The 14,257-nt window shown below is 48.3% G+C and carries 23 protein-coding genes and 1 tRNA gene; 21 read left to right on the top strand and 3 right to left on the bottom strand.

The genetic code is table 11. From position 1 onward, the window contains the following. The first annotated feature begins 25 nt into the window (after positions 1-25). Positions 26-295, top strand: coding sequence for a hypothetical protein (locus NSQ68_RS07150; RefSeq protein ID WP_342428416.1), 270 nt, complete (start codon positions 26-28; stop codon positions 293-295). 20 nt (positions 296-315) lie between these two features. Further along, the gene (locus NSQ68_RS07155; protein ID WP_342428417.1) at positions 316-876 is read left to right on the top strand and encodes a hypothetical protein; all 561 of its coding nucleotides are present in this window, start codon (positions 316-318) and stop codon (positions 874-876) included. A 98-nt stretch (positions 877-974) separates the two neighbouring features. Here the strand turns inward: NSQ68_RS07155 and NSQ68_RS07160 are convergent, their stop codons facing one another. After that, positions 975-1,496 (bottom strand): hypothetical protein, encoded by a 522-nt coding sequence (locus tag NSQ68_RS07160; RefSeq protein WP_342428418.1) that lies wholly within the window; start codon positions 1,494-1,496, stop codon positions 975-977. A gap of 159 nt (positions 1,497-1,655) precedes the next feature. On the opposite strand from NSQ68_RS07160, the gene NSQ68_RS07165 reads away from it, so the two are divergent. After that, entirely contained in the window at positions 1,656-1,979 is a 324-nt protein-coding gene (locus tag NSQ68_RS07165) for a hypothetical protein (protein WP_342428419.1), read from the top strand. 32 nt (positions 1,980-2,011) lie between these two features. Here NSQ68_RS07165 and NSQ68_RS07170 read toward each other — a convergent pair whose 3' ends face one another. Continuing rightward, entirely contained in the window at positions 2,012-2,278 is a 267-nt protein-coding gene (locus NSQ68_RS07170) for a helix-turn-helix transcriptional regulator (protein WP_342428420.1), read from the bottom strand. Positions 2,279-2,513: 235 nt separating this feature from the next. On the opposite strand from NSQ68_RS07170, the gene NSQ68_RS07175 reads away from it, so the two are divergent. The 4 genes from NSQ68_RS07175 (at position 2,514) to NSQ68_RS07190 (ending at position 4,097) form a co-directional block, all read left to right on the top strand. Next, on the top strand, positions 2,514-3,002 hold the full coding sequence (locus NSQ68_RS07175) for a hypothetical protein (protein ID WP_342428421.1): 489 nt from the start codon (positions 2,514-2,516) through the stop codon (positions 3,000-3,002). 93 nt (positions 3,003-3,095) lie between these two features. Then, entirely contained in the window at positions 3,096-3,296 is a 201-nt protein-coding gene (locus NSQ68_RS07180) for a hypothetical protein (protein WP_342428422.1), read from the top strand. 2 nt (positions 3,297-3,298) lie between these two features. Continuing rightward, positions 3,299-3,664: a hypothetical protein gene (locus tag NSQ68_RS07185; RefSeq protein ID WP_342428423.1), complete on the top strand. Its 366-nt coding sequence runs from the start codon at positions 3,299-3,301 to the stop codon at positions 3,662-3,664. Positions 3,665-3,740: 76 nt separating this feature from the next. After that, positions 3,741-4,097: a hypothetical protein gene (locus NSQ68_RS07190; protein ID WP_342428424.1), complete on the top strand. Its 357-nt coding sequence runs from the start codon at positions 3,741-3,743 to the stop codon at positions 4,095-4,097. A gap of 96 nt (positions 4,098-4,193) precedes the next feature. Here the strand turns inward: NSQ68_RS07190 and NSQ68_RS07195 are convergent, their stop codons facing one another. After that, on the bottom strand, positions 4,194-4,973 hold the full coding sequence (locus NSQ68_RS07195) for an FRG domain-containing protein (RefSeq protein ID WP_342428425.1): 780 nt from the start codon (positions 4,971-4,973) through the stop codon (positions 4,194-4,196). Between the two features lie 735 nt (positions 4,974-5,708). On the opposite strand from NSQ68_RS07195, the gene NSQ68_RS07200 reads away from it, so the two are divergent. The 14 genes from NSQ68_RS07200 (at position 5,709) to NSQ68_RS07265 (ending at position 14,250) form a co-directional block, all read left to right on the top strand. Then, positions 5,709-6,008 (top strand): helix-turn-helix transcriptional regulator, encoded by a 300-nt coding sequence (locus NSQ68_RS07200; protein ID WP_342429090.1) that lies wholly within the window; start codon positions 5,709-5,711, stop codon positions 6,006-6,008. A 412-nt stretch (positions 6,009-6,420) separates the two neighbouring features. Further along, the gene (locus tag NSQ68_RS07205; RefSeq protein ID WP_342428426.1) at positions 6,421-7,356 is read left to right on the top strand and encodes a hypothetical protein; all 936 of its coding nucleotides are present in this window, start codon (positions 6,421-6,423) and stop codon (positions 7,354-7,356) included. Between the two features lie 68 nt (positions 7,357-7,424). Further along, a complete protein-coding gene (locus NSQ68_RS07210; protein WP_342428427.1) occupies positions 7,425-7,637 on the top strand; it encodes a hypothetical protein in 213 nt (70 codons plus the stop codon). 152 nt (positions 7,638-7,789) lie between these two features. Then, the gene (locus tag NSQ68_RS07215; protein ID WP_342428428.1) at positions 7,790-7,954 is read left to right on the top strand and encodes a hypothetical protein; all 165 of its coding nucleotides are present in this window, start codon (positions 7,790-7,792) and stop codon (positions 7,952-7,954) included. A 5-nt stretch (positions 7,955-7,959) separates the two neighbouring features. Beyond that, entirely contained in the window at positions 7,960-8,106 is a 147-nt protein-coding gene (locus NSQ68_RS07220; RefSeq protein WP_342428429.1) for a hypothetical protein, read from the top strand. Beyond that, positions 8,103-8,381 (top strand): hypothetical protein, encoded by a 279-nt coding sequence (locus NSQ68_RS07225; RefSeq protein WP_342428430.1) that lies wholly within the window; start codon positions 8,103-8,105, stop codon positions 8,379-8,381. Before NSQ68_RS07220 ends, NSQ68_RS07225 begins: the two co-directional genes overlap by 4 nt. Beyond that, positions 8,378-8,698 (top strand): cold shock domain-containing protein, encoded by a 321-nt coding sequence (locus NSQ68_RS07230; protein WP_342428431.1) that lies wholly within the window; start codon positions 8,378-8,380, stop codon positions 8,696-8,698. Before NSQ68_RS07225 ends, NSQ68_RS07230 begins: the two co-directional genes overlap by 4 nt. Positions 8,699-8,717: 19 nt before the next feature. Continuing rightward, positions 8,718-9,599, top strand: coding sequence for a hypothetical protein (locus tag NSQ68_RS07235; protein ID WP_342428432.1), 882 nt, complete (start codon positions 8,718-8,720; stop codon positions 9,597-9,599). A 59-nt stretch (positions 9,600-9,658) separates the two neighbouring features. Next, the gene (locus NSQ68_RS07240; RefSeq protein ID WP_264453569.1) at positions 9,659-9,859 is read left to right on the top strand and encodes a phage scaffolding protein; all 201 of its coding nucleotides are present in this window, start codon (positions 9,659-9,661) and stop codon (positions 9,857-9,859) included. Between the two features lie 51 nt (positions 9,860-9,910). Further along, positions 9,911-10,255, top strand: coding sequence for a hypothetical protein (locus tag NSQ68_RS07245; RefSeq protein ID WP_342428433.1), 345 nt, complete (start codon positions 9,911-9,913; stop codon positions 10,253-10,255). Between the two features lie 54 nt (positions 10,256-10,309). Next, positions 10,310-12,340 (top strand): phage tail tape measure protein, encoded by a 2,031-nt coding sequence (locus tag NSQ68_RS07250; RefSeq protein WP_342428434.1) that lies wholly within the window; start codon positions 10,310-10,312, stop codon positions 12,338-12,340. A gap of 55 nt (positions 12,341-12,395) precedes the next feature. Next, positions 12,396-12,899: a hypothetical protein gene (locus NSQ68_RS07255; RefSeq protein WP_342428435.1), complete on the top strand. Its 504-nt coding sequence runs from the start codon at positions 12,396-12,398 to the stop codon at positions 12,897-12,899. Next, positions 12,896-13,348, top strand: a complete 453-nt coding sequence (locus tag NSQ68_RS07260) for a phBC6A51 family helix-turn-helix protein (RefSeq protein ID WP_208332561.1) — start codon at positions 12,896-12,898, stop codon at positions 13,346-13,348. Before NSQ68_RS07255 ends, NSQ68_RS07260 begins: the two co-directional genes overlap by 4 nt. A gap of 828 nt (positions 13,349-14,176) precedes the next feature. Further along, positions 14,177-14,250 (top strand) — tRNA-Pro (locus NSQ68_RS07265). Positions 14,251-14,257 lie beyond the last annotated feature (7 nt).

Below are 14,257 nucleotides of genomic sequence, written 5' to 3' on the forward strand. Positions count from 1 at the left end.
ACGTGAGATGGCGGAGGGGATTCGGTTGATTAACGGTGTTGTAAAGAGCGATGCACCGACGGAAAGGCAAGAGCAACGAAAGAGAAGTGCGCTCGCGTTCCTCGGATGGACGTTTGTTGTACTCTCGTTGTTGTGGTTTCCTGTGGTAACGTCGCCGATTGCGGTTATACTCGGATTCCTTACGAAAAAGGTTGAAGGTCGCGATATACAAGGGCCAGTAATTATGGTTGCTGCTATTGCTTGTGGTGTGCTCGGGGTGCTGGGCGGGGTGTATGCGGGTGCAATGAGAAATTAGATAGTGGAGGAGTTGACGAAGTGGCCCTCGAAAAAGCGGCGTTTTTCAATACTAGATCGTACATGGCGGAAATGTTTAATGATGCTCTTTATTATCTCCAAGAAGGGAGGGCTTCTAATGATGAGTTTGCACAATACAGATTTTATAGGTCTGCCCTCATAAACTTTTGCTCATCAGCGGAAGCGGCAATGGCAAAAATAGTACATAATCATCTTAGGCAGAATGAGGGTTCTTTGAAGAATAATTCGGATCGGGGTCTATTAAATAGTTTTAACAATGCTGATATCCTTCCTCCGGAGGGGTTCAAGACAATTGGAGACAAAATAAAGACGGTTGAACGATTATTTAAACAGAAATTTACGAAGGATAGCAAGAAAGCGTACATAAACCTAACTAGGTTAAGAAATAAGATTATTCATTATGATTCCTCCTACGCTTCAATTGTATATGAGAATGGGACCGTAGAGAAAATGGCGAATGATGCTCCTGAAATAGTCGATGCTTTTATAACTGAATTATTCAAATTGTATGGATATAATTCGGTGGATGGGTTTCAATCAAAGCGCACACCTAGTTATTAAGCGTATTTTCACCGTAAATAAGCGCCGTCACTTCGCTCTGAATACCCACGTAAGGGTAGCGCCATAAACGCCTAATTTAAAGTTAAAAGCCCGTGTCCTCAACGCAGAGGATTACGGGTTTTTCGTTGTTTATATAGTGCCTCCGCAAGTTCCCGTGCTTCACGCTCGGCCTTCAGCGCAGCCTTTACTTCACGCAGCTCGCGGACGGTCATTTCGTCGACGGTTTTAGTCGTGCCAGTTGACGGAATGGTGTGCGGAGAAGAGACGAAGGACGAACGGTCGATGTCGGATGGTAGCGAGAGCATTTCGAAGATTTTTCCGACATCCAAGTGTTGCGACGTCGCAACATGAGGGAATTGAACGGACGCCTCAATAAAGCGATGCGCTCTAGTCCGGTCGAAGTCCACGTGTTCCTCAAGCCAGCGTATCCACCCGCCCGCTTCCTCACGTTGTTGAGCGAGTTTCCTTACTTCCCGGTCCGTACTGTTTGATTTCGCATCGCGTACGGACTTGAGACGACGGCCGATTTCGAAGATAGCTTCGCCCGCAACACGCTTGTATGCGTTGATTTCCGCAGTTATCGTAGGTAAATCGGATGATAAAGTTGCGACTTCACTCACGTTAATTCCTCCTTTCATTACGTATGTTGCCGATAACCAATTCGAGAAATATCGGCACCAAAATCTGAACCTTGCTTACAAAGCTCGAATAAAGGGATTTTTTTAAGGGATAATAAAACTGCAGGTATCAAAAAAATATAACTTAAGGAGTGGGTATACATGGCACTAACCGAACCCATTGTTAGGGAAGCTTTAGACAAATTTTTTGATGCAACAGCTATGGGAAACGAGGGGCGGGCAGACGTAGACCGTTTAATTATTGATGGAACCAAGATAGAATTTAGAGTAATTATTGTACACAAACATGTACAAAGATTTTTAGGAAGAAGAGTTACTATATATAGTTTAACTACAGATGTTGAAGGTAAGGTAGATGTTCTAAACCCTGACCCAGATGCCGTAAGCTACACAATCAAACACCCATTTGGGAGTCTTTCTGTGAGTTTGTTAGATGTAATCCAAATATTAGCGGCACTAGCTTAGTAAACAAAAAGGATCGCAGCCCATACGAGGGGTTAGCGATCCTTTTTGTCGTTTTGATTGGTACATTCTTCGGCATTCGTGGGTATGTACTCAATACGAATTAGTTTTGTTATATCTTCTATCTCCAGAACATTAATAATTTTCTCCAATACTTGACGGGGAAACATTTTATTCTTGTTTCTAACCAACTCCGAAATCGTAGCCTCTCGAATACCAGTTAATTCTGATAGCTTTTTCTGCTCCCATCCTTTTTCAATTAGAAGATTTTTTAAATCACAGATAAGTATCCTATTGCTCAAAATTTTACCACCTCTCTCATGTAAGCAAGGTATCAATAAAAATTACGAAATACGTAATTTAAAGATTGACAATTACGCAAAACGTAATTATAGTTAGATTACGAAATACGTAATCGAGATTAAAAAGGTTCCATCTTTTGCGCAACAACGTACCGTAAAGAAGCATCACCGCCAGGGTGTCGGTTAAAGCTACGCCCGCAACTCATCTTATAATCCCGCTAGGAGGCGCAATCATATGTCAATCACGTTAGGTTTCATCCGTAATCGTCGCGAAAGTAACGTTATCATCACGGTCGGAAGCGGCCGCACTCGCCAAGAACTCCGCGTTACATCGGAATTATTCTTCACTATTATACCGCAAGCTAATCCGTATCTCTACGGTGACATTGTTGAGGCTACTCCGGCACAGCTCGTTGAACTCGGTTTTGAGTTGGACGCAGAAATGAAACGGGAAGTCTTCCGTGTTGTTCGTCCGCTAGTTACGCCGGCTCAAGTCCGCTATGTACTCGATCCGATCACAGGGAACTACATAGTTCGGTACGTCGGCACGCGTCAGGAGCTCGTAATACAGGCGCGGGCGTTCTGGCGGATAACCGGAGTCAATCAACGGTCACCACTCGGTAGCTTAACGTTGTCAATGGACGTCATGAATGAACTCGGATTCATCGTCAAGAAGGGAGGCGTCCAGATTGAACGCAGTAAGCAATTTATTAACTACGCGTAACATCGTATTATCGCGTAAGAATCGCAAACGTATTGTCGCAATTCTTAAGTTTATTTACGCTGTCGTGTTGATAGCGCGAGAGGTGTTGACGTAATGTCGTACTTGGAAATATTCACGGATTATCGGCTGGGTTCCGAAACGACGAGCGAGGCGTTAATGATCGCGTTTCGGTTCTATGTTCTCGCGGTCGGCAACGTATTAGAAAGTCTGCACTTCACCGATGCCGAACGAATTGAGACGTTAAAAGAACTAAATACAGCGTTTAACAACGTATTTACGAATGGGAGCGTTTGAGTATGGGCGAGTCAACCGAATTAGAACGGGCGGCGCTGGCCTACGGACCTTACGATCTGCCGCATATGTATGAAGTCGTAGAGGGCGTTTTATACGCGGATCACTACTTTTTCCACCTTGAGAACGGTATTTTATGGCTTCGTCACGTCCGCAAAGTCGACCATCCGGAGCACACGCACTTATTTATCGACGGGGATTCCGGCGGCCTTCAACTCGCGAATAACGTTCAGCGCGACTTATTAGAAGTAGTCACAGAAACGCTCGACCGGCTCCGGGCAATTGACGGTTTGACGCTTCTAATCGACGAATTGCTATGGCTCGATGATCGTGGTGATCTCGGTCTCAATCTCGTTAAGAAGAAGGGATAACGCGCACTCCGATGAACCTGAACGCAAACGGTTCGACGCCAATCGTTCCGTCTACTTAAATGGGGAGGAGACGCGCGTGTATTATCAGGCTGCCTTTGCGCCAACATCGGCGGCTAAACGTTTCATGTCCGTACCTTCCGACGCCAATCGGAGGGATCGCTATGCGGACGCTCGGCCTGCGCTAACAGGTCGCTGCTTTAAATCCCCGGCCATCCGTAGACTGCGCGCCAACGCATGTACTGCGGTTTGGCCGGCTTCGATAATTCCTACGTCCGGATACGGCAATATCCGTCAGGCAGGCGTAGTTAATATAGATTTTTCATCCTCGGACGATCGGCCGGTAAATCCGGTTCAGGCACCGGTCGTCTGCTTGTTATATCAGATTAATACGAACATGGGTTTCGGTTGGTTTCAGAAATTAAAAAAGTTTTAACCTATTATAATTAGGGAGAAATCCTACTTAATAAGTTAGATGAGGTGAATTCAATTCACATCACCGACGCTCTTGGCAGGGAGCAAAGAACCTTTGTTAATCAGCAGGTAGGTTCATTTTTAATGTTATTTTTGGCCAGTAACCATGAAGTCGGTTAACTTCTCGGGCAAGTCCATCAAGGTCCGGAAACATCGTATAGTCGGTCACACCTGCCTGTAGTAAGAAATTATCTACATCTGTTAGCACTGTTAATGGTAGATTGACTTTAACAAGATTACCTCCCCGTATCAGTGCACCGTCGTGTTCCTCATCAAGAGGGAGCATTGAATTGCCTTGCATGGTGAATACCCCTTGTTGGCTGACCATGCGATTGCTGTTTCTTACAGGATATAGGGCAGTTGAATTTTCGGGAAATCTTACACCGTTTCTTTCAAAGAGATAATCTTCGTAAAGAGGACCTTCATATGGTACTAAAAATTGGGTTTTTCCTCTTGTCAACTTATTTAAGGACGTAGGGACAAGCATCCAGAAGCAAGCATCCTGATATGTTCTCCACGAACTGCGAGCAAAGAACAGAGCTGTCGTAAAGGATTCAGACCAATCTAGTAATCTTGTCTTAACTCCGTGGTGTTGCATAAGGTAAAGTAAGTTCCAATCTCGTTCTGTGTGGTGGAGGTGTCCGAGATTTAAAAACTTGCGATATGCCATAATTTCGAGGTGCATAAAGTTTTCCAACTTATTTTGCTTCTCTCTGAAGAGACCGGAGTGTAATTGAAAGTCGGAGTTTGAGTGACCACGAAACCATACTGTCTTTTTCTCTGCGCAAAAATCATTAACTAAGTTCAATATGTCTATCCACTCTTCTGAGTATGTCATCGAAGGATTCTTCTTTCTCTTTAAAATTAGGTATATATTATTATATCCAATAGTAAATTTTCGACAAAATAGCTATGGATTCCTGCATGTGTACATGTCTTGGTTGCCTTTTTCGCAGTCTTAAAGCTATATAAGTATAGAGTTTCTGTGTAGCTTTTTACGTTTTACCCTACATTTTTCTTGATTTTGTGGCTATACGTTATGAGGAAGTAGAATGTTGTGGGTAAGCTCCACAAATATCTTTCTGATTGTGAGCTCTTTCACCGTATATTCTATCCGTTTAGTTATCTATATGTAGTGAGGGAACTAGTCTCGTCACAGATTTCCTGCGCCTTTTTGCGTTGTTTGGTTGTTTTTTACGTTGTTTTGTGGCTATACGTTATGAGGAAGATTTGAACATGTTTTTACGTTCTATACCTGCATTTTGCCTGCTCAGTTACCTACGTATATGAAGGGGTCGCCGTAACGCGGTCTTATTCCCGTTGGGAACGCCTGATGCGAGTAAACTCCGCACACCCCTACGTTATTTCTAAGATATACCTATATTTTAACCGCTCAGTTACATACGTGTATGAGAGGACTGCGAAAATTTCTCCGTTTTGACCCTGTTTTTTGTCCGTTTAGTTATCTATACGTTATGAGAAAAACTTTTTTCGGGGGTGAGGTTGCTTTTATGGTAATCTCAAGGCTCTATATGTGAAAGTAGAATCGCTCTCGTACTGTTTGCTTGGCGGTATGACGGCGATCTTTTTATTTACACTACACGCAAGAAATCTTGCGCAATTAAAGGAGGCTAACGTTATGATTATCGATTTTACCACCGTCAAAAAGCTGCGGCTGGTCTACCGTCTATCCCTTGCGGAAATGGCGGCCTTACTCGGCGTGTCTGAATCGCATCTATGGCGCGTGGAGAAAGGAGAACGCCCGATTAATGAAACGATGCGCCGGCGCTGTGTTGAGGAACTCGAACTTACGCCCGATAAATTAACACGCCTACTCGATATATACCGGGATACGTTACTACCGGGGAAGTAGACGCTGCAACGGTAGATATGGCGTGTTCATACGCTTTAGCTTCCGCGTCGCTACGCTCCTACGGACATCCGCCCCTACCGGGACGTCTGTACATATTCTAAACGCGAGAAAGATTATGGTAGAGCTATATTTTCACCGTGCCGTCTTTTGGGTGCGGTGAGGCAACGACCGAAGGGAGGCGGCAGTATGGTGTTATGGTATATACACATGTATTCTGCGCGTCCAAGAAGAAAAAAAGAATAAGACTTACTATAGGGATAGAATCTCCGAAAAGTCGATAAAAACAGAGGAAAGTCGCGCCAGACCTGGGTTTTTAGCCTCTACTCACCAAAAAGTTATGTAGTCGAAAAGCTGGGTATCTGGCCGATTTTGTAGTCGAAAAGCTGGGTATTTTTCACTAGGGAGGGGTAACATGAGCAATTCTGATAAAAGATCACGTGCCAATCAAGTTTGGAGAAACCTACCGCAAAAGACGAAGGGGGCTGCGATCGTAGCGCAGGAGCGTGCGGATAAACTGCTAGCAGAAGCCGGACTTTCCTCTACGATTGACACAGTCATCCGGACAACTGAGGCGCAGGCACGCGGGGCGCGTAACGTCACAGTACTCGGCCAATGGGCGGAGGAGCACGGAGGTTTTGTGTTCGCGCTCTTTAAAGGCTGCGAAACATTTATCGAGCGGTTCCCGTCGCTTAGTCAATCTGATTATGCCCGTGTAATGTTCCTCGGGACTTATACGAGCTACGACGGCGGCAGGCTCCAGCACGACAACGGGCGGCCCATTAAACGCGCCGGCCTTGCCGATCTCATCGGCATGCACCGTACTAGCTGCTCAGAATTGTATAGGAAGCTGGTCGCAGAATCAATCATCTCGGAGGACGAGGAAACCGGGGACTTATACATGAACCCGTCAATATTCTATCGTGGCGAGATCAAGAAAGAGAACACATACGATCTTTCCGAGTACCGCTATATCTGTATGTTTCGCAATACTGTACGCAGCTTGTATGAGACTTACGGAAAAGGCCGTGAAGTCAAACAATTAGCGATCCTCTACGCGGTGCTTCCATTTATCAACTTCAACACTAACATCGTATGTTTTAATCCGGAAGAGACGCAAGAAGACCGGCTGCAACCGATGGACGTCGAGAGACTCGCGGCATTACTCGGGTATAAGGACGCGCAGAAGCTTCGCAAAGCACTCGACGCGGTTAAACTCAACGGCAAGAACGTTTTCCTGCTCGTGCCCGACGTCCATGATAAACGGAAGCGCCGGGTTATAGTTAATCCGCGAGTTGTCTTCGCAGGGTCAGCGGAAAAGCTGGCAGCGATTAAAGTTCTCTTCAATTAAAAACGCATCACCAAGGCGGCCCGAATTTCGAGGCGGCTTATTTGTCGTACCCAAAAGGAGGGCCTTACGTGGGTAACAAGATATGGCGGATCGACTCGGACAACCTTGCAGCTTACACAGAGGATGCTACCGTTATAGCGAAGATCAAGCGTAGCTATTCGGATTTTCACATCATGGCCGAGTATTTCCGATTCGGCAAGTTAATCGCGATTCAGTATCGTGTACCGGAAGCGCGGAAACGGTCGATCAAGCGCCTGTTAAATTGCCAAATCAGCGCATGACGGCGAGTACCCTATACGTTGAATTAGCGTGGTATTAGCGTATTAGACAAGCGGAGGAACTATGACCCTCGGCTTATTTTTGCGCGTCTGAAATCAAGCGAAAACACGGAAATGAGTACGAATTATGCACGGTTTTAACGGGAGGTGAGCTAGTGAGTGATCGAGAGGACGCGGCTACATATTGTCCGTATTACAAGCCGGATTCGAGCTGCGTATTGCTTCACGCGATGTCAAAAGCGGATAAGCGGTGTAAAGCCTGGCGCGGCGATGATTCCGTACAATGTCGATATTTGAGTACACAAGTAGCGAGGAGGTAGTAAACGTGAATCCGCAGTATCAAACAGTCGTAACATACGCTGATGTTTCCGTGACATTCGGTGACTCCGTATCCCGCGCGTGGATTCGATTCGCTGCGCCTATGATCGCGGAAGAGGAACGAAAACGTAGACGAAGGGGGAAACCGAAATGAGCGATCAATGTACGCAAGTTATCCATAAGCAAGAGGGCGGCCAGGATATCGTCAAGATTTATGATGCGTCCGGCATTGATACACTGACAGGGACTTGGCCTGTTGATGCAGAGAAGACACCATTAGAAAGCGCCGTTGATGCGCTATGGTCCGGGTACTTCGAGGTACAAGACCGGCGTCACCTTTTCAGGAATTATCCGGTTGCTGTGGTGTCAAACGTCAATGGAGCGGTGGATCAGTTTGTTAAAGAGTTTGAAGGGGAGGAATCAGCGTGAGCAAATTCATTAACTCAAAAACGTGGACAGGCGGCGTCGGTACCGGCGACGAGATCGCCAGCATCGGCCCGTCACTCGGTATCAGTCGGAAGGAGTCGGATAAGCCGGCGAGAGTAAAGCGTAAATCCGGTGTAGTTTCGTACTTTAGCGATCGGGGCTACGGGTTCATCTCGTCCGGTGAGGATCGCGTATTCTTCCATCTATCCGACTGCGAATCGTTCGATACGGCGGAGGTGCCGGTCGGCTTGCACGTGAGTTACGTATTAACGGAGGGTAGAGGCGGCAAGCCTGCGGCGAAGGACGTACAAGCAAACTAAACTAAAAGGGGAAATGAAAATGAGTTACGCAAAAGCAAAGGCAAGTTTACAGAGAGCACGCGAAATTGAACAATCCTCAACTGGTATGATGCTGGAATATAAAAGGAAACTCTCCGCTGAACTTTCACAGATAGAATCGGACCGCCGCCTCACCGAAGAGGGCAAGCAGGAGGTCAAAGCCGAAGCTAAACAAAATTACGCGATTGAATTCTTGCAAAAAACACACACGATGAGACAAAAGTACGTCGCGAACATCAAAAAGACAATCCAGGAAGCCGAAAAGGTGATTTACACGCCGCCGAGAAAGCCGGATGCGACGAAACTCGGCCGATTTGAGGACGCTTTCCGGTCACTGAAAACGGAATTAATGTTCGCCACGTCGCAGAAGTCGGCGTTTGATAAGCTGCGCGGCTTCATCGAAAAGTTGGATGACCCGTACCTTGCGAAGCTTGTCCGGGACGACTTTGCGGAGCTCACAACGAAAGTCCTCGCTACTCCAGGGGACGGTAACTCCCAAAAAGGCACTGGCGCTGCGGCGGTAACGACTTCCGTCCGTAGAGAACTCGGCGAGATGTACGACGGTTTGATGAGGCCGTTTCAAAGCGAGGATTTTCGCGGGGCCAGCGAAGTCCTTGAGATTGCGCAAATGCTCGTTGAGGATTCACGCATTCACCGTAGCGTTATCGTAAACAGCGCGGCAGAAGAAACTTTTGGGGCGGATTATGCGCGCTATATCAACGATACGGATTCGTTTTTTGTTAAACATCCAGAATACACGCCAGAGCCGTTTGTGGACGAAGAGGGGGACCGTATCCGCCAAACTGAGGAAGACTTGGCTTGGATTTATAAAGACGACAAGAATCAGACGTTAAGCGTTGGGGCAGGAAAGGCGGCGGAGTAATGAGCGATGGTGTTTTAGAGACCGCAAATAAACGCCTTGTCCGGGCGGAGTTTCTGGTCGTGTCAAGAAATGCTGGCGTGCTTCCGGATGCACTCGACGCCGCGTACACACTGGCGGACTTGTCCGGCGTATCCATTGACGATAACGGCAAGGTGTGGGGAGTTGATGACGCGATTGAAACACTTAGGACTAGAAGTGGTTATTTATTTGCACCAGTAGAGCCAGTGAAGCCGAAAGCTATTGGCAGTTGGTACTTATAAGTTGGCCGAAGGAAGCGAAGGCGGCGCAACAAAGATAAAGGGGGAATACGAATGAGTAAGTCTAAACTACCGGACAGCGTTCTCACAGATATGGAGCGCGTAACGCCCGTAATTCGGTTGATTGAATCGGTCTTAACGCACAAGCGTCCCGGTTCGTATGATTTCGCAGATAGCTTTCCTGAGCAGGCGGCGCTATGGAGCGAAGTGGCCGCAAAATTTGAAACGTCGGACAGGGCGCGTGTACAAGCAATGGGATTCCGTATGAAGAAGTTACTCCCCGCGATCGACGACGTAGACGAAGCCGTCCGGACTGGAAAAGGCGTAGTAGGACCGGCAATGGCCGTTTACAAGGCGTTGGGACTCCTGGTGCGTGCGATCGAAAGGACGGCGATCTAAATTTCATTCGATCTGATAGGACACTTGCGCCTAGTCGACGATATGAGCCGTCCCATGCGCAAGGCTTTTAGCAGCATAACGAAGTTCGGTGTAGCGGCGACAGGACTCGGCGTAGCCGTAACCGGAGTATCCTTTGCGGCAGACTCCGTCAAGAAAGCGATGGATTTCGAATCGCAGATGAAGACGGTCCAGGCGTTAACGGGCGCGACAGACGAGCAGACGAAGGCCATGCAGCAGCTTGCGCTCGAACAAGGCGCATTAACGAAATATAGCGCACTTGAAGCCGCACAAGGGATCGAGGAGCTTTTGAAAGCGGGCATGTCCACCGCGCAGGTCCAAGCGGGCGGTCTTAACGCAGCGCTCAATCTTGCAACAGCGGGAGGTCTCGGCCTAGCGGAATCCGCGGAGATTATGTCGACCTCGCTCAACTCATTTAAGAGAGAAAGTTTAACTGCGGCCCAAGCTGCGGACATTCTCGCCGGGACTGCGAACGCGTCCGCGACTGACGTGCATGATTTGCGTTATTCACTGGCGCAAGTTGGGGCCGTGGCAGATCAGGTCGGCATGTCATTTAAGGATACGAATACCGCGCTTGGACTTTTCGCCAACAACGGTGTAAAAGGCGAGTCAGCAGGTACCTCCTTGAAAACATTCCTTTCCAACTTAACGCCGATGACGGACAAGGCGTATGGCCTGTTCGAGGACTTTAATTTGCTTACTGTTAACACAACGGACGCGCTGGCGTATATGTCCAAAAAGGGTATTAAGTCGACTGGTACTTCCGTCCAGGCTGTTACGAAGGACCTTGAGAAATATATAGCAGCACAGCGAGGGCTTAAAGTCGGTACGGCCAAGTCTGCGAAGGAAACGAAGAAGTTTCTTACGGCGAGCAACCTCGTACACTCTGCGTTTTATAACGAAAAGGGCGAGATTAAAGACCTAGCGCAAGTAGCGGACCTGTTACAGAATCGTTTCGGTAAGTTGACGAGAGAACAGCGTCAAACTTATCTGTATACGATGTTCGGGTCCGATGCGATTCGCGCGGGTAACATCCTCTTCAAAGAAGGGGCGGCCGGTGTCGAGAAGTTCCGACAAGAAATGGCGAACGTAACGGCGCTGTCAGTAGCAACCAAGAAGATGGACAGCGCAGCGGGTGCGGTCGAGCAGTTCCAAGGCGCAATCGAAACGTTGCAGATTTCCGCGTTGCTCCCAACGATGCCGATCTTAAAACGACTGGCGCAGGCGGCTTCGGAGTTCGTCGTTAAGTATACACCGCAGATTACCGCAGCCGTACAGAGCGCAGTAACAACCGCTAAGACGTTCCTCAAGGATAACTTTATTAATAACCCTGAGTTTACGAAGCTTCCAGACATTAAAAGTAAAGTCGCGTTCGCCTTCGAAAAGATAGAAAAGGCGTTCTCCCATTGGTGGAATGGTGGGGGACGAGAAGCTGTAGAGAAATTGACAGCACAGGTCGTTCAGTTCATGGCATCGTCTCTGGAAGCAGCCGTACCAACGTTTGTGAGTGTCGGGTTGAAACTTGGTTCTGGATTAATTGACGGGATACAAAAAGCGATCGCTAATGACCCTATCGCTAGTGCGGTGCTTAACGGTGGTGGCGGTGCGATAGTTGGCGGTGTGTTTGGTCCTGGCGGTGCGCTCGCAGGGGCTGCAATAGGTGCAGGCGGTGGTGCATCTAACGTCTACATTGGCCAGGGAGCGAAGTCTCTTGGATCGAGCGACGCTGTGAACGGGTTCTTTGACTGGACGAATAAGCACTTACCTACGTGGATGGGCGGTGTACCAGACGATCAGTTGGCGGCACATAACGCTGAACGTCGAAATAAGCTCGGCAATAAGCACGCAGGCGGACTCGACCGAGTACCTATGAACGGTTATCCCGCTACACTCCATCGCGATGAAGCGGTCTTAACGAAGCACGAGGCGTCCGAATGGCGCGACCAGCAGCGTGGTAAGGGTGGTTCAGGAGGCGTGAACATATATCTCGGAGGGGTCACGATTAACCACGATTCTGACATCGAGGTACTGTGTGGGCGTCTTGTAAAAGCGTTGTCACGTGCTTAATCTTCAGGGGCGGGCTGCGGCTCGCTCTTTTACTTACGAAAGGGAGACGATTGAATTGATTGACGTCGCACGTTTAACTGAGCGGTTACGCCAAATTCGCATTGATCAAGGACTAGACCCGTACCCGAAGCCTGTTCCTAAGTTCGTCAGCACTCCGCTGGCGCTCGCTATAATCGGTCGACTCAAACCGTTTACCGCGATCGTAGTTAAATATGCTCGGTTACTGGCCGAGGGCGAGGTTACGCGTATTGATACGGACAGGCTTTCCCAATACGTTGAGTATACAAAGCTACTGAAACACGTGGAGGAGAAGTTTTACGGCGTACCGGGCTTGGGCGTTGAGCTATCTCTCGGAGTTATCAACCGCGTAAACAACGCAATAGACGAAGATAAGCTGGATACACTCGATGTTAACGCTCAAGTGCGGAGTCTTCATATTGCGCTTAAGTGGTTGACGAGTAGGGACACAATGAAAAAGGCGGGAGCATTTAGCGATGAGGATACGTTTCAAGCCGCAATAGCTGATGTGAGGAAGCGTATAGAGGAGGAGTCCGAATGAGTTCACAGCGTATACGACTGGAGGAACAGCTTACACCGCAGCAGCAACGAGCCGCGCAATTACTCGTATCCAACGAGTGGGGCGAACTACTTTCCGACGTTGGAAAGAAGCGTACAATGCAGGAGCTTGCGGACGAACTCGGCATAGCGCGCTCAACACTGTACGAGTGGAAGGCGCAGACGACGTTCGCTGCCTACGTCAACTACCTGGCCGAGCGTCAACTTGATTCTATGCGGTCGACCGTGTACACTCAGTTGATGAAAGCGATAATGGGCGGTAATAACGGTATGCCTTCCGTAAAGGCAATCGATTTGTTCATGCGTAGATACGGGTTGCTAACGGATCGGACGGAGGTTGTCGATATGCGTGAAGAGGTCGAGAACAAACGTAGATCGGACGAAGCTATCCGTAAAGACATCGAAGAGTTGGACCGACTGCTCGCGGGATAATCCGACGATTCCGGACAGATAGCCCGTTTTACCTACACGAAGCTCCCGACGCACGTCCGCCTTACAACTCGGGGGTTGACTGGCGCGGGGGCTTCCGTAATGGCGGATTTACGCTACACATTCCGGCTGCATACGCAGTGTATAACGGGCGTGGAAACCAGCGTATTTCACTGCATACGTTACCAGCGGGTAGGCAGCCGGATAGGGTGCAAAGCCGCGTAGCTACGGGATTTATACGGATTATACGTTGGTAATGTATATACAGTGCATAGGGTACATTTATGCAGCGTAGTATCAACCGCATAACGGCGCGGGTTCCGAGCGCAGACATATTCGCATAATATGGATTTTGTGCACATGTCCGTGAATATACGCTGCATAAAAGGTGACCGGGTGGTACGTATGGCTGCGTGTGTCCGATCGAAATTAACGCTTATTTACGCTATCAAAAGCGAATGAATAAGCGTATTTTTGCGTGGTGATTGCGAGGGCCGTACCCCCAAGCGCCCCCTCGCGCGGCCCGGAATCTGGTGTACGAAATTTCGGCGTATCAAAATAAACTTCCGGAAATTATAAAGCGCTTGTCTACGGTTGTGATCCGTGGGCGAGCGCTTTTTCTTCGTTTATACGGTCAAAATTACGCAAGTGTGCGCGGTGCTCCCTACGTCATAAACCCGCGTAGCTATCAGATTTTCCTATGCAGGTGTGCGCGGTTAATTATTGCAAGGGTGCGCGCCTATCCGCTATAATAGGAAATATACGGTAGTTGACCGCTGGACGAACGTAAAGAAAACGTTGATACACCGCGGTTTACATGCACTTGGTTATCGGGGTATAGCGCAGTCAGGTAGCGCGCACCCTTGGGGTGGGTGAGGTCGTGGGTTCGAATCCCGCTACTCCGATTTCAAT

It is taken from the genome of Paenibacillus sp. FSL L8-0158, from assembly GCF_038592965.1.
Taxonomy (GTDB): domain Bacteria; phylum Bacillota; class Bacilli; order Paenibacillales; family Paenibacillaceae; genus Paenibacillus; species Paenibacillus polymyxa_D.